Here is a 20011-nt window from a genome sequence, read left to right as displayed (position 1 = left end):
CTGGCCTGCTGCCTCCCGGCCTGCTGCCCCCGGCCTGTTGACCCCCTACTGCCGCCTGCCAGGCCCTACGCCCCGCGCTCAAGGAGCAGTACCGCCAAGTCGTCCGTCAGCTCTCCGCCGTTCAGCGCGCGTACCTCCCGCACGGCCGCCCGCAGCAGCTTCTCGCCGCGCAGGCCCTGCGCCAGCTGGCGGCGGATCAACGCCACCATGCCGTCCTGGCCGAGCCGTTCCCGGCCCTCGCCGATATGGCCCTCGATCATGCCGTCCGTGTAGAGCATCAGCGCCCACTCGGCACCCAGCTGCACCTGCGTACGAGGCCAGCGGGCCCCCGCCAACAGTCCCAGCGCCGGGCCGTTGTTGTCGTACGGCAGCAGCTCCGCCGCGACCGGGGAGTCGGCGAGCCCGGCGAGCCCGGAATGCGTCGCGGACGCCGGGCGGACCAGCAGGGGAGCCGGGTGGCCGGCCAGACACAGGCCCGCGCTGCGGCCGTCCGGCGCGATGTCGACCGTGCAGACCGTCGCGAAGATCTCGTCGTTCTCACGTTCGTGTTCGAGCACCTGCTGGAGCGTGCCCAGCAACGCGTCGCCGCACAGGCCCGCCAGGGTCAGCGCGCGCCACGCGATGCGCAGCTCCACGCCGAGCGCCGCCTCGTCCGGGCCGTGCCCGCACACGTCGCCGATCATCGCGTGGACGGTGCCGTCGGGCGTACGGACCGTGTCGTAGAAGTCGCCGCCGAGCAGCGCGCGGGAGCGGCCGGGGCGGTAGCGGGCGGCGAAGCGCAGCGAGGAGCCGTCGAGGAGCGGGGTGGGGAGCAGACCGCGTTCCAGGCGGGCGTTCTCCTGGGCCCGCAGCCGGGACTCGGTGAGCCGGCGTTCGGCCCGGTCGGAACGCTTCCGCTCCACCGCGTAGCGGATCGCGCGGCTCAGCAGCCGGCCGTCCAGCTCGTCGCGGAAGAGGTAGTCCTGGGCGCCGACGCGCACCGCTTCCGAGCCGCGTACGGCGTCGCCGGAGGCGGTGAGCGCGAGGACGGCGTGCCGGGGCGCGAGCCGCAGTACGTGCTTGAGCACCGCCAGCTCGTCGTCGTTCCCGTCCTCGCTGTGGTGGGGCACGGGCAGCGCGAGGTCGAGCAGGATGCAGTGGACGTCGTCGGTGAGCAGCCGCGCGGCCTCGGTGAGGTTGCGGGCCGTACGGATACGGATCGGCTTGCCCGCGGCGTCGAGCAGTTCGGGCACGACGGGGGCGCCGCCGGGGTCGTCCTGGATGAGCAGCAGGGTCAGGTGGGTGCCGGGGGCGGTCACGGAGGCGTTGACGGCGGCGACGTCGCCGGTCGTCGTCTGCTTGCGCGGAGCCGCGTCACCGGCGGTGCCGGCGGAGGTCCCTTGGGGCATGGCAGGGCTCGGCGCCTGACCGTTTTCCACGGCCGGGATCGCTCTCTGCCGCGGTATGGGTGCGGGCATCGTCCTGGGTTCCTTCCCTCCCCCCGAGGGCACGATGGGCGAGGGTCTCGATCCACCGACCGGGACCATAGCGGTTGCCAGGCCCGCAGCGGAATGGTCAGCGGTGTGTTCAGAGGGTGGCGGCGGCGTCATATGCCGTGTTCCGCCGCGCACTTGGACACGGGGTGGCCCGTCCAGGGATGACCAATGTCACTCCGCCCGAGGGTCGGAGGGGGCCGTGGGTGCGGTGGGTCACGTGGGGCCGGTCACGCGCGGGGCGGAATGTTCCGTACGGCGTGAAAAGCGTCGTATGCGGCGAGATCCATGTGCCCGGCCCGGGCGACTTTCTCGAGGCCGGCCCAGGCGAGTTTCTCCGGGCCGGCCGAGGCGAGTTTCTCCAGGCCCCGCCCGCGGTTCACGTCGCAGGTTTCATCACCGGGTTCACGCGCCCGGCCGGACCACCCCGAGTATCGGCATCGACCCCGCTCCCGTGGTCGTCACCGTCCGCCCGGGACGCGGGGCGTGCACGATCGTGCCGTCGCCCACGTACATCGCGATGTGGCTCGCGTCGTCGAAGTAGACGATCAGGTCGCCGGGACGCATGTCCTTGACGTCGACGTGCGGAAGCCCCGCCCACTGCTCCTGCGAGGTGCGCGGGATGTGGACGCCGGCCGCCGCCCAGGCCGCCTGTGTCATGCCCGAGCAGTCGAAGGTGTCGGGGCCCTCGGCGCCCCACTCGTACGCCTTGCCCATCTGTGCCGTCGCGAACGCCACGGCCTTCTTGCCCTGCTCTGTCGCCCTGGCGTCGAGGTCGTCGAGGATTCCGGAGCTGAGCCAGGACGTCTGCGCCCTGGCGGCGGCCTCGCGTTCCAGCTCCGCGAGGCGTGCCTTCTCCTTCTTCTCCAGCCGTGACTCCAGCTTCTCGGCCGCCGCGACCTGCTGCCTGATCTTCGTCTGTGCGGCGGCCTTGGCCTTCCGGCTCGTCTCCAGCCTTGTCCACTGGGCCGAGGCGTCCCGCGCGTACAGCTCCAAGTCCTGCTGGGTGCGCGTCATTTCGGCGAGCAGGCCCTCGGTCGCCTTCTGCCCCTGCCGGATCCGGCCGACCCCCTCGAGCCACGCCTGCGGATCGTCACTGAGCCACAGCCGCGCCTCCGGCGGCAGGCCTCCTGAGCGGTACTGGGCGCGGGCCGCGGCACCCGCGCGGTCCTTCAATTCGGCGAGCCGCTGCTGCCCCTTGACGATCTCCCGGGCCAACTCGACGATCTGCGCGGACTGCTGCTCGCTCTGCTCCTCCGCCGCGTTGTACGCGTCCGTGGCGACCGCCGCGTCGTGGTAGAGCGCCTCCAGCTTCTCCCGTACGGCTTCCAGGTCCTTGTTGGGCGGCAGCGTCACGGGCGGCGGGGGTACGGGTGTCTGCGTCGGGCGTACGGGTGTCGGCATCGGGGGTACGGGTGTCGGCGCGGGGCTCGCGAACGCGGTGCCCGCGCCGCCGAGGACGGTGATCGCGCAGACCAGCCCCACGGCCGCCGCGACCAGACTCCGCTTGCCGGCTCCCATGGCCGTACCCCCGTACCTTCTCGCCCACCTGATTAACCGTCAGTAACTTGTGGCGCCCTGGGGGATCGTGGCATGTGACCGCCGAAAGCAACAGGCATCCCGCGCATTCCCTGCCCTTTAGAGCGCCCCGCATGTCTGACGAACGGCGCCCGAAGATCGTTGCCCGTGAGCGGCGGGCAATTCGGTGAACGGCGTGCGGCACCCGGAACAGCGAGCCCGCCGCGGCTCAACGCCGAGGCGCCAACGCCCCCCACGCCACGGTCACTTCACCCTGCCGCCACCGTGCCGCCCCGTCCGTCACCGGCCAGTCCGCCGTCAGGTCCCGCACCGCCCGGATCCAGCGCTGGCGTGCCCCGTAGGAGGCGTAGGGCGCTGCGGCCGCCCAGGCGCGGTCGAAGTCGCGCAGGAACGCGTGCACCGGTTCGCCGGGAACGTTCCGGTGGATGAGGGCCTTCGGGAGGCGCTCGGCGAGGTCGGAGGGGCGGTCCAGGGAGCCGAGCCGGGCCGCGAAGGTGACGGTGCGCGGCCCCTCGGGCCCGAGGGCGACCCACACGTGCCGGCGCCCGATCTCGTCGCACGTCCCCTCGACGAGCAGCCCGCCCCCGTGGACGTCCGTGGCCGGCGCGAGCCGCTTGCACAGGCGCGCCCAGACCCCGGCGACCTCGGCCTCCCCGTACTGGCGCAGCACGTTCGCCGCGCGGATGAGCGCCGGCCGTTCCGGCACCGGGATCTCGAACCCGCCGTGCCGGAAGACGAGGCCCTCGCGCTCGTACGGTGTCGCCGCCGCGACCCGGGCCGGTTCGATCTCGACGCCCACCACGCGCGCGCGTGGCGCCACGGTACGCAGCCGTGCGAGCAGCTCGACGGCCGTCCAGGGGGCGGCGCCGTAGCCGAGGTCGACCGCGACGGGGGAGTGGGCGCGGCGCAGGGCGGCGCCGTGCGTGGCCGCGATCCAGCGGTCCATACGGCGCAGCCGATTGGGATTGGTCGTCCCGCGCGTCACCGTTCCTACGGGCGTCACCGTTCCCACGGGTCGGGCCGATGCGCGGGGAGTCATGGGTATGAGAGTAAGGGGCGATGTGCTATCGAACGGTTGATCGGAAATCGGTAATGATTGCGCAAAGAGGAAATGGGCCGCTTCCCCCTGGCGTTGACCCTTCGGAGCTGTGCGAAGAGCGGCAGCGCAACGGAACGAGTCGGGCCGAGAAGGAGGAACGCCGCGTGAGCCAGTACATGGGCAGCCAGTACATCGGCAGCCAGTACATCGGTCTGCTGGGCCGTCGCCGTAAACCGCGCCGGGTGGCCATGCTCTCCGTGCACACCTCCCCGCTCCACCAGCCGGGCACGGGCGACGCCGGCGGCATGAACGTCTACATCGTCGAGCTCGCGCAGCGCCTCGCCGCGATCAACATCGAGGTCGAGATCTTCACCCGGGCCACCACCGCCGCCCTCCCCCCGACGGTCGAACTGGCCCCCGGCGTCCTCGTGCGCCACATCGACGCGGGCCCCTACGAGGGCCTCCCCAAGGAGGACCTGCCGGCCCAGCTGTGCGCCTTCACGCACGGCGTCATGCAGGCCTGGGCCGGCCACCGCCCCGGCCACTACGACCTCGTGCACTCGCACTACTGGCTCTCCGGCCACGTCGGCTGGCTCGCCGCCGAACGCTGGGGCGCCCCCCTGGTGCACGCCATGCACACCATGGCCAAGGTCAAGAACGCCGCCCTGGCCGCCGGCGACAGCCCCGAACCCGCCGCCCGCGTGATCGGCGAGATGCAGGTCGTGGCCGCCGCCGACCGCCTCATCGCCAACACCGCCGAAGAGGCCGACGAGCTCGTACGCCACTACGACGCCGACCCCGGCAAGGTCGCCGTGGTCCACCCGGGCGTCAACCTCGAGCGCTTCTCCCCGGCCGACGGCCGCGCCGCCGCCCGCGCCCGCCTCGGCCTCCCACAGGACGCCCTGATCCCCCTCTTCGCGGGCCGCATCCAGCCCCTGAAGGCCCCCGACGTGCTGCTCCGCGCCGTCGCCGTCCTCCTGGACGAGCGCCCCGAGCTGCGCGCGGGCATCGTCGTCCCGATAGTCGGCGGCCCCAGCGGCAGCGGCCTGGCCAAGCCGGAGGGCCTGCAGAAGCTCGCCGCCCGCCTGGGCATCGCGGACGTCGTACGGTTCCGCCCGCCTGTCGGCCAGGAGCAGCTCGCGGACTGGTTCCGGGCGGCCTCCGTCCTGGTCATGCCGTCCTACAGCGAATCGTTCGGCCTGGTCGCCATAGAGGCGCAGGCGGCGGGCACGCCGGTGCTGGCGGCGGCGGTGGGCGGCCTCCCGGTGGCCGTCGACGACGGACGTACGGGATTCCTCGTACAGGGCCACGATCCGGCCGCCTACGCGCGCGTGCTGCGCGATTTCGCCGACAACGAGCACCTGACCGCCGACATGGGCGAGGCGGCGGCCCGGCACGCCCAGCGCTTCGGCTGGGACGCCTCGGCCGCCGCCACCGGCGACGTCTACGCGGCCGCGATGCAGGCCCACAGGCGTCGCGTACGCTCGCTGCATGGCTGATGCGGCGTCGATCATCGAGCAGGTCCTCACCGAGGCCGACCTGGACTGGGAGAGCCCGAACCCCGGCAACTACGTCGTCAAACTGCCGGGCACCCGCAAGCTCTCGACGACGGTCTCGCTCCTCGTCGGCAAGCACTCGCTCTCCCTCAACGCGTTCGTGATCCGCCACCCCGACGAGAACGAGGCGGGCGTCCACCGCTGGCTCCTGGAACGCAACCTCAAGCTGTACGGCGTGAGTTACGCGGTCGACCGCCTCGGCGACGTCTACGTCACGGCCAAGCTCCCCCTCTCGGCGATCACCCCCGACGACATCGACCGCCTCCTCGGCTCGGTCCTCGAGGCGGCCGACGGCGCCTTCAACACCCTTCTGGAGCTGGGTTTCGCGTCGGCGATCCGCAAGGAGTACGCCTGGCGGGTGTCCCGGGGCGAGTCCACCCGCAACCTGGACGCGTTCGCCCACCTGACCCAGCGCCCTAAGGCCTGAATTCCCGGCCGAGCCGGTACCGGCCGGGCGGCACACCCACCAACCTCTTGAAATGCCGAGTGAGATGGGCCTGGTCATAGAACCCGGTGGCCGCGGCGACCGCCCCCGGAGACTGCCCGGCAAGGAGCAACCGCCGGGCGAGCTCGACACGACGGGCCGTCAGATACTGATGCGGCGCCATCCCGAAGGCCGCGCTGAACGCCCGTACGAGATGCGCGGGATGAGCGTGCACAAGCCCCGCGGCCTCGCCGAGCGCGATCCCCTCGACGAGCCGAGCGTCGAGAAGCTCGCGCAACTGCCGGGCGAGCGGCGGATCAACACGAGTGGGACGGGGTACGTCCGTCGCCCGCAACCGCGTACGCAGCCGCTCCGCGACAAGCGCCAGCCGACTCGCGGCCTCCAACTCCTCCCCGGACCGCGTGAGCGCCCCGTGCAACTGCCCGACGCGCAGCCGCAGCAGGGGATCACGCAGATCGGGCCGGTCGACGGCGGCCCCGATCAACTCGTCGCCGAGATGGGTGGAGTCGAGATACAGCACCCGCTTACGAAACCCGCCCGGAGTCGCGGGCGACCCGTTGTGCGGCACATGCGGCGGCAACAGGGTCACCGTGTCGTGCGGGGTGCCCCGCTCGTGCCGGTCGAGGTCGTACCGTACGGCGCCGTCGTCGACGATGAGCAGCGTCCAGGAGTCGTGTACGTGCATCGGGTAGGCGTACTCGACGAAGTGGGCGTGAAATACCTCGAGGACACCCGGGACCGGGGGGCGCCAGGCGGAGACGGTGCGCTGCGGGGGTGCGGCGGCCACGCAAAGAACGTACAAGACGCCAGGGTGCGCGGGTCGGCAGTCTCACAGCATGAACACGGAGAGCCCTACGGGTACCGCCCCCATCCGCTTCGACACGAAGATCGCCGTGGTCCTGCGCGAGGACCTGGAACCCTGGCAGCGCCTGAACGTGACGGCGTTCCTGGTCAGCGGCCTGGGGACGACGGTCCCCGAGGTGATCGGTGAGCCGTACGAGGACGCGGACGGCACCCCGTACCTCCCGATGTTCCGCCAGCCGGTCCTCGTCTTCGAGGCGACGAAGGACACCCTGAAGGCGGCACACAGCAGGGCGGTGTCCCGTTCCCTGCCGTGCTCCGTCTTCACGTCCGACCTGTTCGCCACGGGCAACGACCGCGACAACCGGGCGGCGGTACGGGCCGTGGGGGCGGGGGAGCTGGATGTGGTGGGGGTGGCGGTGTACGGGGCGAAGAACCCGGTGGACAGGGTGATCAAGGGGTCGCGGATGCACCCGTGACGGCTTCGGCGGCGAGGACCGCGTCCACCGGGGAGGCGTCCGTGGCCGGTTCCTCGTCCGGCACCCGCCCCATCAGCGCCCAGTACCCCACCCCCGCCACCGTCCCGATGACCGCGCACAGCGCCCACAGCCACTCCGCGCCGAAGTGGTCGATGACGAACCCGGACATCAGCGGAGCGACCAGCCCGGCCACCGACCAGGACATCGTGTACATGCCCTGATAGCGACCGCGCCCGTGCACCGGCGACAGCCGCACGACCAGCCCTGTCTGCGTGGGCGCGTTGACGATCTCGGCCAGCGTCCACACGCACACCGTGAGGACGAAGACGCCGACCGACCCGGCGAAGGCGGTGAGCCCGAAGCCGTACCCGGCGAGGAGGGACGAGAGGGCGAGCAGCCGGCGGGGGTCCCGGTGCTCGATGAACCGGGTGACCGGGATCTGCAACGCGACGATCAGTACGCCGTTGACGGCGATGACCATCCCGAAGTCCGCCGGGGTGAACCCGGCCGCGCCCATCGCGATCGGCAGTCCGAGCGCGCCCTGCTGGAAGATGAGCGCGACGAGGAAGCACAGCCCGACGACGCCCATGAAGCGCCCGTCGCGCAGCACGGTCCCGAGCCCGACGGAGGCCTCCGCCCGCTCCTCCTTCGTGGTGTGCGCCGGCCGTGACTCGGGCAGCTTGACGAAGACGACGACCGCGCAGGCCAGCGTCATACCGGCCTCGACGAGGAACCCGGCGGCGTAACTGACCTCGGCGATGAAACCAGCGCCGGCGGCGGAGACGGCGAACCCGAGGTTGATCGCCCAGTAGTTCAGGGAGAACGCGCGGACGCGGTCCTCGGGCCGCACGATGTCCGCGATCATCGCCTGTACGGCCGGCCGCGAGGCGTTGCTCGCCATGCCGACGAGGAAGGCGACGGCCGGGATGGCCACCGGGTCGTGCACGAAGCCGAGCAGCGCCACGGAGAAGGCGGTGGACGACTGCGCGATGAGGAGAGTGGGGCGCCGCCCGAGCCGGTCGGTCATGACACCGCCGCCGATCGACGACACGACCCCGCCGAGCCCGTGCAGCGCGACGACGAGACCGGCGTACGAGGCGGAGTAGCCGCGGTCGAGGGTCAGGTAGATCGCCATGAACGTGGCGACGAAGGCCCCGAGCCGGTTGACGAGGGTGCTGGTCCACAGCCACCAGAACTCGCGGGGCAGCCCGGAGACGGATTCGCGGGCAGCGCGTTTCAGGGCGGCTGGTGACACAGGTATCCCCCACGGACGTAAGCAGCTCGGACGGTGATGACACCTTACGAGCGGGGCGCGCGAGGGGGCCACTCAATTAGCAGATCCCGTCAACCGTCGCTCTCTACCTCGCCTATGCGTCCGATGGCCGGGCGGCTGAGCGACCGATCCGGACGTTCTATTACGCTCGGGGCATGGCCGACGCACCGTACAAGCTGATCCTCCTCCGCCACGGCGAGAGCGAATGGAACGCGAAGAACCTGTTCACCGGCTGGGTGGACGTCAACCTCAACGAGAAGGGCGAGAAGGAGGCGGTCCGCGGCGGTGAGCTGCTCAAGGACGCCGGCCTGCTCCCCGACGTGGTCCACACGTCCCTCCAGAAGCGCGCGATCCGCACGGCCCAGCTCGCGCTGGAGTCCGCGGACCGCCACTGGATCCCCGTCCACCGCAGCTGGCGCCTGAACGAGCGCCACTACGGCGCCCTCCAGGGCAAGGACAAGGCCCAGACGCTGGCCGAGTTCGGCGAGGAGCAGTTCATGCTCTGGCGCCGCTCGTACGACACCCCGCCCCCGCCCCTCGAGGACGGCACGGAGTTCTCCCAGTCGGCGGACCCCCGTTACGCGACGATCCCCCCGGAGCTGCGCCCCCGCACGGAGTGCCTGAAGGACGTCGTCGTCCGCATGCTTCCGTACTGGTACGACGGCATCGTCCCCGACCTCCTCGCCGGCCGCACGGTCCTGGTAGCGGCCCACGGCAACAGCCTCCGAGGCCTGGTCAAGCACCTGGACGGCATCTCCGACGAGGCGATCTCCGGCCTGAACATCCCGACGGGCATCCCCCTGTCCTACGAACTGGACGCCGACTTCAAGCCGCTGAAGCCAGGCGGCACCTACCTCGACCCGGACGCGGCTGCGGCGGCGATCGAGGCGGTCAAGAACCAGGGCAAGAAGAAGTAATTTTTGTGATCACGCCTCCCACCTGCGCAAACGGCGCGGGTGGGAGGCATTTTCATGCGCTGGACCTCTCTGGAACCTCAGCCCCTCGGGTCGTGGGGCCTGAGTGCCTCGCCCAGAGCCTTCCGGGCACGGTCCCGGCTGCTCGGTATGAGGTGCGCGTCACCTTTAGTGTCAGGCAGACGACACGGCGCGCAAGCCCGGCGCCTCCGCCTGGCCCTCCGCCGCACCGATCGGTGGGCACCGCTTACCGGTGCCCACCGGTCAGGAGGGCCAGAGCCTCGGCCCCACCTCGCCGGTGGCCAGATCCAGCCGGGTCCCCACAGGCCAGTCCGTCCGGAAGGCCCTGCTGTCCATCCCGCCTCCGAGCAGCACGACCTGCTGGGCGCGGACCCCACCGCGCGCGTCCAGCACCGACCGCTCCGCGGAAGTCGCCTCCAGCCTGATCGCGTCCACCAGCGCGAACAGCACCGCCCGGTGCGACTTTTGGTACCGCTCGCACAGCGGCAGGTAGTTGTTGCCATGGTGCGCGGCCACCGCCTCGTGCGACGCACTCAGCGCCGCGATGCCTCCGCCGACCGGCAGCGCCGCCAAGACCATCTGCCCAGTCCGCGCCGCTGCGGACCTCCCGTCTTCGACTGCGGGTTCTGCGGGTTCAACCGCGCCGTCGACGGTGCCACTGCCGGTCGCATCGATCGTCGCGGTCGGAAATCGTAGCCCGTGGCTCCGGTCCGCCGGGCCGGCTGCGGCCCGGGTCAGGCCGCCTCGACCGACTCCGGGCCGACCGAACCCATCTCGGTCGGCAGGGACTGCTCGCACCAGATCGTCTTGCCCGTCGACGTCTGCCGGGTCCCCCATCGCTGCGTCAGCTGTGCGACGAGCAACAGACCTCGGCCCCCCTCGTCGAACACCCGCGCCCGCCGCATGTGCGGCGCGGTACTGCTCGCGTCCGAGACCTCGCAGGTCAGCACGTCGTCGTGGATCAGCCGCAGCTGGATCGGGGGCTCGCCGTACCGGATGGCGTTGGTCACCAGCTCGCTGACCACCAGTTCGGTCACGAACGCGGCCTCCTCCAGACCCCAGGACACCATCCTGCGCACGCTCTCCGAACGCACCCGCGACACAGCCGCCGCGTCTGCCATCACATCCCAGGCCGCGACCCGCTGCCGGTCCAGCGCCCGAGTCCGTACCAGCAACAACGCCGCGTCATCGGCGGGTCCGTCCGGCAGCGCCGTCCTCACCACGTGGTCGCACAGGTCCCCCAGCGAGTCGGCGGGCACGGTCAGTGCCGTCAGCAGCACCTTCAGGCCCGCGTCCAGGTCGCGCTGCCGGGACTCGACCAGGCCGTCGGTGTACAGCGCCAGGAGACTCCCCGGCGGCAGTGTCATCTCCACCGACTCGAACGGCACACCACCCAGGCCGAGCGGCGGCCCGGCCGGGACATCCAGGAACCCGGCCGCACCGTCCGGTGCCACCAGAACGGGTGCCGGATGACCGGCCCGGGCCAGCGAACACCGCCGTGACACCGGGTCGTACACCGCGTACAGACACGTCGCACCGATGTCCGCCGCAGGATCGTCGTCCCGGTCATCCCCCGACTCCGCGGACAGCTGGATCACCAGGTCGTCCAGTCGGGTCAGCAATTCGTCCGGGGTCGGATCGATGTCCGCGAGCGTACGGACGGCTGTCCGCAGCCGCCCCATCGCCGCCGCCGCGTGGATCCCGTGTCCCACCACGTCCCCGACCACCAGGGCCACCCGCTCACCCGACAGCCGGATCACGTCGTACCAGTCGCCCCCCACCCCGATGCTCGGTGACGCGGGCAGATAGCACGAGGCCACCTGCACCGCCGACTGGTGCGGCAGCCGCTGCGGAAGCAGGCTTCGCTGCAGCGCGAGTGCCGCCGTGCGCTCCCGGGTGAACCGTCGCGCGTTGTCCAGACACACCGCCGCCCGGGCCACCAGATCCTCGGCCAGGGCGAGGTCGTCGGGGTCGAAAGGCTCGGGGGTCTCGAGGGTGCGGCAGAACATCACCACACCCAGCGTCGTCCCCCGGGCCCTGACCGGCACCAGAAGCCACGAGTGCCCGCCGAGGCGGGCCACATTCGCCCGGCGGGCCGGGCTCTCGGCTATCCACGCCTGGATCACCGGGTCCTCCGTCCGGTACATCGTCGAGCGTCCGCTGGCCAGGCACAGCGCCGCGGGCGAGTTGGCGAGATAGACGTCGAAGTCGCCGGCGGTGGTCTGCGCCTCCAGGACACCCTCGAACAGGTTCAGCTCCGCGATCCGGCGCAGCCGGACGGCCCCGGCGATGGGCCCGGGGGCGGGCTCGTCGCCCCTGAGCAGGACCTCCAGCAGGTCGACGCGGGCGAAGTCGGCGAACCGGGGCACCACCACCTCGGTCAGCTCCTGGCCGGTCCGGGTGACATCCAGGGTGCTGCCGACGCGGACGCTCGCGTCGTTCAGCAGGGCCAGCCGCTCGCGGTCGCGGCTGGCCCGGGTCACGTCCGTCACGGTGGTGCAGACGCCGAGTGCCTGGCCCCGCGCGTCCCGCAGCGGCGTCGCGGAGACGCCGAAGACCCGGGACGGGGACACCGCCGAAACGCGGCCCTTGATCTCGGCGACCTGCTCCTCGCCCGTCAGCAGGGCCCGCCGTATCCGCTCCTCCCACTCCGCCGCGTCCGGGCCGACCAGGACGTCGGTGACGCGCCGCCCGCGCCGTTCCTCGTCGGAGAGTCCGCTGAGGCGGCGCATCCGGTCGCTCTGCCACACGCAGCGCAGGTCGGTGTCGTAGACGGTGAGGGCCATCGGCGAGGCTTCGAGGATCCACGTGGTCAACGCCTCTCGTTCCCTCAGCGCGAACCCGGTCGGCTGCGGGCCGACCACCAGGATCGAACCGGGCCCCGTCTCGCTCTCGGCCACGCCGTCGGCCAGTGGGTAGCTGGAGACCGGCAGCGTCAGCAGGCTGCCGTCCTTGTGCCGCACCGGGAGCGCCCTGTGGCGTTCCTCGGAGCCCTCGGAGCCCTCGGAGCCCTCGGAGCCCTCCAGCCCGAGCAGCTCCGCGGCCGGCTGCCCCACGGCCTCCCCGGCCGTGTGACCCAGCAGGCGTTCCGCCCCCGGGCTCCACCCGGTGATCAGACCGCGCCGGTCGGTCACGACCAGTCCGAGGACGCCCGACGTGTCCATAACGTCCAGAGTGGTGCCCGTGATGCCCATAAGCAACCCGTCCGGTCACTGCTCGCCGACGGAGGCCTGGCCTCGGGGCCCCGACCGCCGCGGGCTGTTGTCGAGCCCCGCGCAGGCGGCCAGCGCCCGGCCGATCACGCGGCCCGGCTCGGTGAGGAGCCGGTCGTAGGTGACGGACAGGACCAGGCGCAGCGTCTGCTCGGCGTCGAGAGTGAACCAGGAGCCGACGGTTCGCAGCCCGTGCGGGGTGAGCCGCCACAGTTTGTCGGCGTCCTTGACCACCGCGTCGTCGGCGTTGAGGGCATGCCGCCGGGTGTCGTGGCCGTCGACGATCTCCATGATCCGCGCGGTGACGTCCTGCGGGTACCCGAGGTCGCTGAGGATGCGGTGGGCGATGACGGCGCCCTCGGTCTCGTGTCTGCGGACGGTCTCGGGGTCGTGGGAGCCGGGGGCGAGGGCGGGCAGGATGCGCGCCGGGTCGACGCACTTCCAGCCGGTGTCGTGCAGCAGGACCGCCGGGAGCACGATGCCGGCGCGGGCCTGCGGCATCGCGGTCAGCAGCGCGCGGGCGAGGCCGTGGGCGTGGAGCGAGTGCGCGTCGTTGTCCCGTACGTCGAGATACGGCAGGGCCCTGTCCCAGATCTCCTGTTCGGCCCCGGTCAGGCGGACCAGGGCGGGCACCTCGTCCGCCGGGGGAATCAGCGACGGGGCGAGCGCAATGGCGGGAAGCGGTGTGGGGGGCATGCCGTCTCCTTTCGGCGCGAGTCGGCGTGAGCACGCTCAGTCGAGGAGGGTGACGGTGCCGGCCGTGCCGTCCACGCGGATCCGCTGCCCCGTCCTGATACGGGTGGACGCCGATCCGGTCCCCGTCACAGCGGGCAGGGCGTACTCGCGGCAGACGATGGCGGCGTGCGACATCACCCCGCCTATGTCGGTCACCGTGGCCCGTACCCGGCCGAACACCGGGGCCCAGCTGGGCGCGGTGACCGGCGCGACGAGGATCTCCCCCTCCTGTACGAGGTCCAGCTCCGCGGGGCCGCGGACGATGCGGGCCGGGCCTTCCGCGCGTCCGGGTGAGGCGGCCATGCCGACCAGGTCGCCCATGGTGTCGACGTCGGCCAGCCAGGACCGGACGCGTTCGCTGGTGATGCCCCACAGCATGATGCTGAACGGTTCCGTGACGGCCGTCGGCGGCCGGTTCAGCGCCGGTTCCGGGCGCTGGGACGCGAGGGCGCGTACGATCCGCCGCCGCCGTTCCACCTCGGGCGGCCAGTGGTCGGGGCCGATGGGCGCGCTGCCCCGCGCCCAGCCGGACGCGAAGTCGAACAGGGCGCCGCGGGCCTCGTCGCGGGTGAGGTACAGCATGTCGTTCTCGCGGGGCCAGAAGCCCGCCCGGTGCAGGAGCGCTGACAGCTGGCGGGTCTTGCGCCAGAAGACGCCCATGGACCAGTGCTCGATGTAGAAGTTGTGGTTCTCCAGATACGGATACACCTGCCGGGCGAGCCGTAGCTTGGCCTCGAAGTCCGTGCGCTGCGCGGCATCGAGCAGGGCGGCGTACTCGCCGGTGACCCGGTCCCGTTCGGCGACCAGTTCACTCACGCGCCGGTCGATGTACTCGCCCCGGCGCAGCCGCAGGACGTAGTCGCGGATGTAGCCCAGGGGCAGCGCGGGTTCGTCCCGCCAGTACCGGTCGTCGGCGTAGAAGCCGTTGCCGGAGGTGAAGTTGAACCACGGGTCGCGGGCCGTCTCCCAGGCGTCCAGCCAGTCCCGGCCCCTCGGCGCCGACGCGACGGTGGCGAGGGTGTGCTGTCCGGGGCCGGGGACGGTCAGCACGTGGTCCAGGCCCAGTTCGACGGCGAGCTTCGCCAGTCGCTTCAACTCGTCGTCCGGACGGAACAGTTCCAGGTCCACGCCCTGGACCATGATCGTGACGGCCTGGTCGGGGATACCGGGGAACCACTGTCCGCACGCCCGGAAGAGGTCCAGGTAGGCCGCGTAGCCGATGTTGAGGAACTCGAAGTGGTACTGCCAGGCCCGGTGGCACAGCGCCAGCAGCCTGTCGTATCCGCCGAGCAGGGCGTCGGCCGCGTCCAGCCCGACGCCGCGCTCGACCTCCTCGTACGGCTGGACGTCGGGCAGTTCGGTGAACCGGAGCGCCTCCAGCTCCACGATCGTGGCGAGGACCTTGCGTTTCCAGTTGTCCAGCAGCGCGTCCCAGTGCTCGAAGTAGTACCCGGCGCGCCGGAGGAACTCCGGCACCCTCGCCGCCGCCTCGTCCGGCTCCACCGTGACCGGGTTCTGGTAGACGTAGCCCTGGTGGATGCGGCATTCCACGCCGTTGGCGGGCGGCACGAGGAAGTACCGGGTGTTGAACTGACCCAGGCACTTCGTCGCCAGTTCGGGGCCGATCGTCTCGAACGGTTTGAGCACCGAGGGCCAGTGCTGGCTGTCGCAGAACCAGAACTTCGCCTCCTCGACGGCCCGCCGCTCGGGCTGGAAGAGCACGTTGTACGGGTACAGGCTCCGCCAGTCCTCGGCTCCTTCGGGCGCGGGCTGCTCGTAGGGGCTGGGGAAGCTCGTGCGCTGTCCGGACGAGGTGCGGCGCTCCTGGGTCGCCATACGAGGTCCCTTCGTCGGGTCCGTGGTGACTGGTGACCGGTGACCGGGGCTGGGGCTCGGACCGCTCAGCTCGGGAGGGTCCCGAGTCCGAGCATGGTGTCGGCGATGCTGGAGACGCCCGCCCCGGGCACCACCGCGGCTTTCGCCCGTGGTCGGCGACTCCAGAACGTCTCGGGCCGTGTCTGGAGCAGCAGTACGCGGGGGCCGCCGTCCGGGAGCTGGGGCGCGTCACGGGCGATGACCCACTCGATGTCCTGCGGACAGCCGTAGTGCCGCTCGACTCTCTTGGCCAGCTCGGCGACGGCGGTGACCTCGGCGGGCCCCAGGCATGCCCTCCTGCGGCGGCCATCCTCGACCGCACGCCGGAGGAGACCGTGCCCGTTCGGAGCGACGACCAGCTCGTGGTGCTGCGGCGACAGAGTCGTCTTCACGGGAAGGAGCAGCACCTTGTCCACGACGTAGTTGTCGGGGGTCACCTCGCCGGACACCAGCGGTTCGCCGAGTCCCCAGGCGGCGTCGATGACGATCTTCGACGGGTCGCCGTCGGCCGGGTTCACGGTCAGGGCCACACCAGCCGTGCGGGCGTCGACCATTCTCTGCACGCCGACCGCCATTCTCAGCCCCCGCTCGGGCACACCCCCCGCGGCGCGGTAGGTGATCGCCCGCGCCGTCCACAGGCTCGCCCAGCAGCGGCGTACGGCGTCGACAACGGCGTCGGCCCCGAGGACCCCCAGGTACGTGTCGTACTGCCCGGCGAAGCTGATGGTCGGCAGGTCCTCCGTCTCGGCGCTCGACCGTACGGCCACCTGGACGTCCCCGGCCGCCCCGAGGACCCGGTAGGCCGCGGCGACGGCCCTCGCGACCGGGGGCGGCACGGGCCGGTCGGTGACAAGTCCGCGGACCTCGGCGGCCCGCCTCTCGGTGTCGGCCGGGTCGGAGCGGTCGAGCCCGGCGAGGACGGAACGGATCTCCGCGCGAAGGCCGCCGCCGTCGAGCGCGGCGGCGAAGGCATCGGTGGTCACCGCGAACCCGGGCGGCACCCGTATCCCGCGGCCGGTCATCGTCAGCAGACCGACGCATTTACCCCCGACCCGGGCGGTGGACGGTTCGGCACCGGAATCGAAGGAGACGGTGAACTGGTCGGTCATGGAAGGGCTCCCCGCACTGGCACGGCTGCACGGCATTCCCTCCACCAAGCTTACGGTGCCCTGTGTGACGACGGCGGACGGCGACCCGGCAGGCGTCATGCCAGGTCAGCGGCGCGGGCGGTGTCCCGGCGGTGGCCGACGGGCCGCGGACCTGGCGGTGGCCGACGGGCGCACGGCCGCGGTCGTCGGGGGCCCACGCCTATGCCCTGCACCGAGGCGGCAGCGCGCTGCGTCGACCGCGAGGCGGGCCCGCTCTGCGAGTAGCGCTACCGCGACGACGGGCCGGGATGGTGGTCACCCGACCCGCTCGGTACCCTCGCCCGCCCTCCCCTGTGCCGGCGCGGCAAGACCCGGGGCAAGAAGAAGTAAGCGAACCCCATCGAGCCCCCGACCTGCGAGTTCCTCGCGGGGGAGGGGGCTTTTTGGCGACGCTGGGCCCTCTCTGGGCGTCCTTCGGCCTTTCGGCACGCGCGATGCTCTGGGACCGGATGAGTACGTGGAGCCGCGGCCTGACCAGTGAGAATGAGCCACATGGACATCGTCGTCGAGATCCACGTGCCCCTTCGGGAAGTCCCGGGCACTCCGGAAGGTTCGTATCCCTTCCCCTGGATCGATCAGGTCGAGGACTTCCTCGCTCAGCAGGGGGACGCGGAGGTGTGGGACGACGGGGAGGAGTACGGCGAGACGTACGTCTTCTTCGTCACCGGTGCCCCCGAAGACGATCTCCTGGCCGTCGCGTCTCGCGTGGCGGGACTTGCGGGCATCCCACGTGGTGTGTTCGCGGTGGTCACGGACGATGAGGCGGAGGAGATCGGCGTCGGGCGGCGGGTGGAGTTGCCGCGCGGCTAGTGCGGCTCGTCGGCCGTACGCCACGGCGTTCAAGCCCCAGGCTCGCACCCTTCCCCAGCCCCGGCCAGGTGCCGAAACGCCTCCGTCGTCCGGGGGTGGGCGATTTCGTCCAGGACGTGGCGCCAGTCGGGGTCGGCGACCGTGGGGTGGGCCCGGTCCCAGGCCGTGAGCAGGGGGGCGAGGTCGGTCTCGCGGGGGGCCTCGGCCGGGGGTTCCGGCGGGGTGCCGGTCTTTGAAGGCAGCGTTGGCTTCATGGGAGTTTCCCTTCCGGGGCGGACCGTGAGCCGTCGGTCCGGTGGGCGGTCCGCCCGCGGAGTCACCCGGTGCTCACACCGTCAGCGGCACCGGATGGATCTCGTTCGCAAGGTGCCCGGAGCGCTCGTGGATGCGTTGGACCGCTTCCGCCGAGGGGGCTTCCGAGAGGCAGTAGACCGTGCCGGACTCGGGGTCCGCCCAGGCCTTCTCGAAGTGGACTCCCTCGTCCTTCTCGATGTCGAGGTCGGCCTGGTGGGCCTCGCGCAGCTGGTCGGCGGTGATGCCCTCCATGCCGTGGTGGACGTCCATGAACTGGGGCATGGCGTCGCACCTCCTATCCCTGATCTGGTTGAGATGGTTGATCCGGTTGAGATGGTTGAGCTGATTGATCTCGGTGACCGGGTGGCTCTTCCTGCTTCGTGCCGCTTTCCTGTACTTCTCCTTCATCTTCTGCCCGTACGGTCGGCCCGGCGACCCCGACCGCAGCTCCCTGCCGCGCCCCCGCCCCCGCCAGCAGCCCCTCGATCGTCCCCCGCAGCGCCTCGTCGTCCAGTACGGCGCGATAGTCCCCGTACGGAGACAGCCGCCGTTCCCTCGCCCGGATCGTGCGCAGGTCCGCCTCGATCTCCGTCGTGATCCTGCCGATGCGGCTCAGCGCGTCCAGCGCGATGCGGAGCGCCCCGTAGCTGTCATCGCCTTCGGCGACCGCCGCGATGGGGCGGCCCAGTACCGGCAGCGTCGGTGCCGGGTCGCCGGTGACCGACCACAGGGCCGTCGCCGACGCCAGCCGGAGCCACCAGTGCTCGGTGTTGTCCATGAGGTCGCGGATCCGGGGCGCGTACGCGCAGGCGGCGGGGCCGAAGTCCGCCACGTAGCCAAGCAGGCCGCCGTAGTGAGGCTCCTCGGCGTTCAGCAGCGCCTCGCCGAGCAGCCGCAGTGTCCGCTCGCCGCCCCCTTCCGGGTCGCCGCCGATGCGCCACACCGCCCACGCGACCTTCCAGCGGTTGCCCTCCCAGTCGAGGACCGCGCAGTCGCGCAGCGCCGGTACGGCCGTCACCGCTCCCTCACCCATGGCCGCCAGCACGTCGGCCGCGGCCAGAGAGAGGCAAGTGCCGGCCAGCAACGGCAGTACGTCCGGCAGGGCAGGCAGCGCCGCCGGGCCCCAGGCCTCCAGCACCCCACGAAACTCTCCGGCGAGGGACGCGCCCACGTCACCGTTGCGCATGTCGTGCCGCAGCGCCGCCCGCAACGACGGCAGCAGCGCCGGCGCGTGTGCCCGCAGCGGGATCAGGACATCGGAGATCTCCGGGCGGCGCGGGTCGCCCAGGACGTAGCCGCGGGCGTACTGGTCGCGGTACGGCTCGTACAGGCTCTCCACCAGCCCCGGCAGCGCCCGTACGTCGCCGATCCGGGCCAGCGCCCAGCGGGCGTGCTCCCCGATCGTGCCCTCCAGCAGCTCGTCCTCGCCGGTGTCGTCGAGGAGGGCGGCGAGCTCGTCGGCGTACGGCGCCGACCGGGTACCGAGCACCGCGAGCAGATGGGCCGCCCGCACCCGTACCGTCGGGTCCCGGTCGGCGAGCCGGGCGGCGGCCAGGGGTACGAGAGAGGGCGCCGCGGACCGGCGCTCCACCAGCAGCCGCCACGCCTGGTCCAGGACGCACCGGCGCGGTACGGAATCCTCCGCACCCCCACTCCGGTCGGCCAGGCGGAGGACGAAGCGCGTGGCCGTCGCCGGGTCGTCCGTCTGCTCCAGGAGCAGATGGAGCGAGTGATCGACGGAGGCCTCGAAGGCGTACGCCGTGTCCTCGCCGGGTTCGGTGCCCCGTACCGCGATCGCCGGACGGTGGGCCGGGTCCGCCAGGACGTCCGCCATCAGGTCCACGTGCCGGGCGGGGGCCGCCGGGTCGATCGCCGCCCAGGCCTGCACGGCCGCCAGGCGCAGCACCGGGTCGTCGTCGAGCAGGAGGCTGTTCAGTAGCGCGACGGCCTCCGGCTCCCACGCCGTTTCGGCCGCGGCGGCCGTGAGGGTCGGGAGCAGCCGGTGCCGTACGGTCGCGTCCTCCTCCGCCCGCCAGCGTTCGAGGAGCTTCGCGGGCGTCGGAGTCAGGCCCAGCGCCGCGTACCGTACGGCTCTGTCGGGGTCGGCAAGCAGTGCCTCCGCCTCCGCGCGGTGGTGCTCCCAGGCCGTCGGCCAGCCGGGGTCCACCGCCTCCGGCGGCACGGTCCGTGCCTGCTGGGCCAGCGTGCCGATCAGGTCCACGAGGTACACCCGCGTCCCGCCGGGAGCTGCGGCGAGCCGCAGCAGGTCGGGGAGCGCGGCGGTCGCCGCGGCGGTCAGGTGCTGCCGGCCCGCGCCGCAGTGGTCGTGGAGAGTGGAGCAGTCCTCGTCCGACAGTTCCGTGCCCTGGCGCCGGAGGAGCGACTCGCCGGTCGTCAT

General features: G+C 72.0%; 18 protein-coding genes and 1 pseudogene. 5 read left to right on the top strand and 14 right to left on the bottom strand.

The window, feature by feature from the left end:
- Nucleotides 1-65: 65 nt before the first annotated feature.
- The 4 genes from ADL01_RS32640 to ADL01_RS32630 form a co-directional block, all read right to left on the bottom strand.
- Nucleotides 66-1457 carry a PP2C family protein-serine/threonine phosphatase gene (locus tag ADL01_RS32640; RefSeq protein ID WP_053745647.1) on the bottom strand — a complete coding sequence of 464 codons (1392 nt, stop codon included), beginning with the start codon at nt 1455-1457 and terminating at the stop codon, nt 66-68.
- Nucleotides 1458-1702: 245 nt separating this feature from the next.
- On the bottom strand, nt 1703-1855 hold the full coding sequence (locus ADL01_RS44980; protein ID WP_159049707.1) for a hypothetical protein: 153 nt from the start codon (nt 1853-1855) through the stop codon (nt 1703-1705).
- Between the two features lie 22 nt (nt 1856-1877).
- Nucleotides 1878-2993: a C40 family peptidase gene (locus ADL01_RS32635; RefSeq protein ID WP_053745646.1), complete on the bottom strand. Its 1116-nt coding sequence runs from the start codon at nt 2991-2993 to the stop codon at nt 1878-1880.
- A gap of 226 nt (nt 2994-3219) precedes the next feature.
- Entirely contained in the window at nt 3220-4050 is an 831-nt protein-coding gene (locus ADL01_RS32630; protein ID WP_078960882.1) for an SAM-dependent methyltransferase, read from the bottom strand.
- A gap of 176 nt (nt 4051-4226) precedes the next feature.
- Between ADL01_RS32630 and mshA the strand changes: the two genes are divergently transcribed.
- Nucleotides 4227-5549: a D-inositol-3-phosphate glycosyltransferase gene (gene mshA / locus ADL01_RS32625; RefSeq protein ID WP_053745659.1), complete on the top strand. Its 1323-nt coding sequence runs from the start codon at nt 4227-4229 to the stop codon at nt 5547-5549.
- Nucleotides 5542-6033 (top strand): YbjN domain-containing protein, encoded by a 492-nt coding sequence (locus tag ADL01_RS32620; RefSeq protein WP_053745644.1) that lies wholly within the window; start codon nt 5542-5544, stop codon nt 6031-6033. The genes mshA and ADL01_RS32620 overlap by 8 nt, the downstream gene beginning before the upstream one ends.
- On the opposite strand, the gene ADL01_RS32615 is transcribed toward ADL01_RS32620, so the two are convergent.
- The gene (locus ADL01_RS32615) at nt 6023-6838 is read right to left on the bottom strand and encodes a helix-turn-helix transcriptional regulator (RefSeq protein WP_053745643.1); all 816 of its coding nucleotides are present in this window, start codon (nt 6836-6838) and stop codon (nt 6023-6025) included. The genes ADL01_RS32620 and ADL01_RS32615 overlap by 11 nt on opposite strands.
- Nucleotides 6839-6887: 49 nt before the next feature.
- Between ADL01_RS32615 and ADL01_RS32610 the strand changes: the two genes are divergently transcribed.
- Nucleotides 6888-7331 carry a DUF2000 domain-containing protein gene (locus tag ADL01_RS32610; protein WP_053745642.1) on the top strand — a complete coding sequence of 148 codons (444 nt, stop codon included), beginning with the start codon at nt 6888-6890 and terminating at the stop codon, nt 7329-7331.
- On the opposite strand, the gene ADL01_RS32605 is transcribed toward ADL01_RS32610, so the two are convergent.
- The gene (locus tag ADL01_RS32605; RefSeq protein ID WP_053745641.1) at nt 7306-8586 is read right to left on the bottom strand and encodes an MDR family MFS transporter; all 1281 of its coding nucleotides are present in this window, start codon (nt 8584-8586) and stop codon (nt 7306-7308) included. The genes ADL01_RS32610 and ADL01_RS32605 overlap by 26 nt on opposite strands.
- Before the next feature lie 173 nt (nt 8587-8759).
- On the opposite strand from ADL01_RS32605, the gene ADL01_RS32600 reads away from it, so the two are divergent.
- Nucleotides 8760-9521 carry a phosphoglyceromutase gene (locus ADL01_RS32600; protein ID WP_053745640.1) on the top strand — a complete coding sequence of 254 codons (762 nt, stop codon included), beginning with the start codon at nt 8760-8762 and terminating at the stop codon, nt 9519-9521.
- A 306-nt stretch (nt 9522-9827) separates the two neighbouring features.
- Here the strand turns inward: ADL01_RS32600 and ADL01_RS47595 are convergent.
- From ADL01_RS47595 to ADL01_RS32575, 5 genes and pseudogenes are all read right to left on the bottom strand, one after another.
- A pseudogene (locus ADL01_RS47595) lies at nt 9828-10118 on the bottom strand (class I SAM-dependent methyltransferase); the annotation flags it as partial.
- Nucleotides 10119-10273: 155 nt separating this feature from the next.
- Nucleotides 10274-12703 carry a SpoIIE family protein phosphatase gene (locus ADL01_RS32590; RefSeq protein ID WP_078960883.1) on the bottom strand — a complete coding sequence of 810 codons (2430 nt, stop codon included), beginning with the start codon at nt 12701-12703 and terminating at the stop codon, nt 10274-10276.
- 45 nt (nt 12704-12748) lie between these two features.
- The gene (locus tag ADL01_RS32585; protein ID WP_053745637.1) at nt 12749-13447 is read right to left on the bottom strand and encodes an HD domain-containing protein; all 699 of its coding nucleotides are present in this window, start codon (nt 13445-13447) and stop codon (nt 12749-12751) included.
- 36 nt (nt 13448-13483) lie between these two features.
- Nucleotides 13484-15322, bottom strand: a complete 1839-nt coding sequence (locus tag ADL01_RS32580) for a PEP-utilizing enzyme (RefSeq protein ID WP_053745636.1) — start codon at nt 15320-15322, stop codon at nt 13484-13486.
- Nucleotides 15323-15387: 65 nt separating this feature from the next.
- Nucleotides 15388-16470, bottom strand: a complete 1083-nt coding sequence (locus ADL01_RS32575) for a PEP/pyruvate-binding domain-containing protein (protein WP_053745635.1) — start codon at nt 16468-16470, stop codon at nt 15388-15390.
- Nucleotides 16471-17001: 531 nt separating this feature from the next.
- On the opposite strand from ADL01_RS32575, the gene ADL01_RS32570 reads away from it, so the two are divergent.
- Nucleotides 17002-17319 carry a hypothetical protein gene (locus ADL01_RS32570; RefSeq protein ID WP_053745634.1) on the top strand — a complete coding sequence of 106 codons (318 nt, stop codon included), beginning with the start codon at nt 17002-17004 and terminating at the stop codon, nt 17317-17319.
- Between the two features lie 29 nt (nt 17320-17348).
- On the opposite strand, the gene ADL01_RS32565 is transcribed toward ADL01_RS32570, so the two are convergent.
- The 3 genes from ADL01_RS32565 to ADL01_RS47340 all read right to left on the bottom strand — a co-directional run bounded on the left by ADL01_RS32565 (nt 17349) and on the right by ADL01_RS47340 (nt 20011).
- Nucleotides 17349-17573 carry a hypothetical protein gene (locus ADL01_RS32565; RefSeq protein ID WP_053745633.1) on the bottom strand — a complete coding sequence of 75 codons (225 nt, stop codon included), beginning with the start codon at nt 17571-17573 and terminating at the stop codon, nt 17349-17351.
- A 73-nt stretch (nt 17574-17646) separates the two neighbouring features.
- On the bottom strand, nt 17647-17895 hold the full coding sequence (locus ADL01_RS32560) for an SCO4226 family nickel-binding protein (protein ID WP_053745632.1): 249 nt from the start codon (nt 17893-17895) through the stop codon (nt 17647-17649).
- A gap of 13 nt (nt 17896-17908) precedes the next feature.
- Nucleotides 17909-20011 carry a HEAT repeat domain-containing protein gene (locus ADL01_RS47340; RefSeq protein ID WP_053745631.1) on the bottom strand — a complete coding sequence of 701 codons (2103 nt, stop codon included), beginning with the start codon at nt 20009-20011 and terminating at the stop codon, nt 17909-17911.

It is taken from the genome of Streptomyces sp. NRRL WC-3618, assembly GCF_001280005.1.
In the GTDB taxonomy this organism is placed as follows: domain Bacteria; phylum Actinomycetota; class Actinomycetes; order Streptomycetales; family Streptomycetaceae; genus Streptomyces.
This window is presented reverse-complemented; position numbering and strand designations above follow the sequence as displayed.

Bases quoted from the DNA above. Each gene is read 5' to 3' on its own strand.
- ADL01_RS32635 (WP_053745646.1), bottom strand. From the start codon at position 2,993: ATGGGAGCCGGCAAGCGGAGTCTGGTCGCGGCGGCCGTGGGGCTGGTC.
- ADL01_RS32600 (WP_053745640.1), top strand. From the start codon at position 8,760: ATGGCCGACGCACCGTACAAGCTGATCCTCCTCCGCCACGGCGAGAGC.
- ADL01_RS32580 (WP_053745636.1), bottom strand. From the start codon at position 15,322: ATGGCGACCCAGGAGCGCCGCACCTCGTCCGGACAGCGCACGAGCTTC.
- ADL01_RS32585 (WP_053745637.1), bottom strand. From the start codon at position 13,447: ATGCCCCCCACACCGCTTCCCGCCATTGCGCTCGCCCCGTCGCTGATT.
- ADL01_RS32620 (WP_053745644.1), top strand. From the start codon at position 5,542: ATGGCTGATGCGGCGTCGATCATCGAGCAGGTCCTCACCGAGGCCGAC.
- mshA (WP_053745659.1), top strand. From the start codon at position 4,227: ATGGGCAGCCAGTACATCGGCAGCCAGTACATCGGTCTGCTGGGCCGT.
- ADL01_RS32630 (WP_078960882.1), bottom strand. From the start codon at position 4,050: ATGACTCCCCGCGCATCGGCCCGACCCGTGGGAACGGTGACGCCCGTA.
- ADL01_RS32610 (WP_053745642.1), top strand. From the start codon at position 6,888: ATGAACACGGAGAGCCCTACGGGTACCGCCCCCATCCGCTTCGACACG.
- ADL01_RS32565 (WP_053745633.1), bottom strand. From the start codon at position 17,573: ATGAAGCCAACGCTGCCTTCAAAGACCGGCACCCCGCCGGAACCCCCG.
- ADL01_RS32570 (WP_053745634.1), top strand. From the start codon at position 17,002: ATGGACATCGTCGTCGAGATCCACGTGCCCCTTCGGGAAGTCCCGGGC.
- ADL01_RS32590 (WP_078960883.1), bottom strand. From the start codon at position 12,703: ATGGACACGTCGGGCGTCCTCGGACTGGTCGTGACCGACCGGCGCGGT.
- ADL01_RS32560 (WP_053745632.1), bottom strand. From the start codon at position 17,895: ATGCCCCAGTTCATGGACGTCCACCACGGCATGGAGGGCATCACCGCC.
- ADL01_RS32575 (WP_053745635.1), bottom strand. From the start codon at position 16,470: ATGACCGACCAGTTCACCGTCTCCTTCGATTCCGGTGCCGAACCGTCC.
- ADL01_RS47340 (WP_053745631.1), bottom strand. From the start codon at position 20,011: ATGACGACCGGCGAGTCGCTCCTCCGGCGCCAGGGCACGGAACTGTCG.
- ADL01_RS32640 (WP_053745647.1), bottom strand. From the start codon at position 1,457: ATGCCCGCACCCATACCGCGGCAGAGAGCGATCCCGGCCGTGGAAAAC.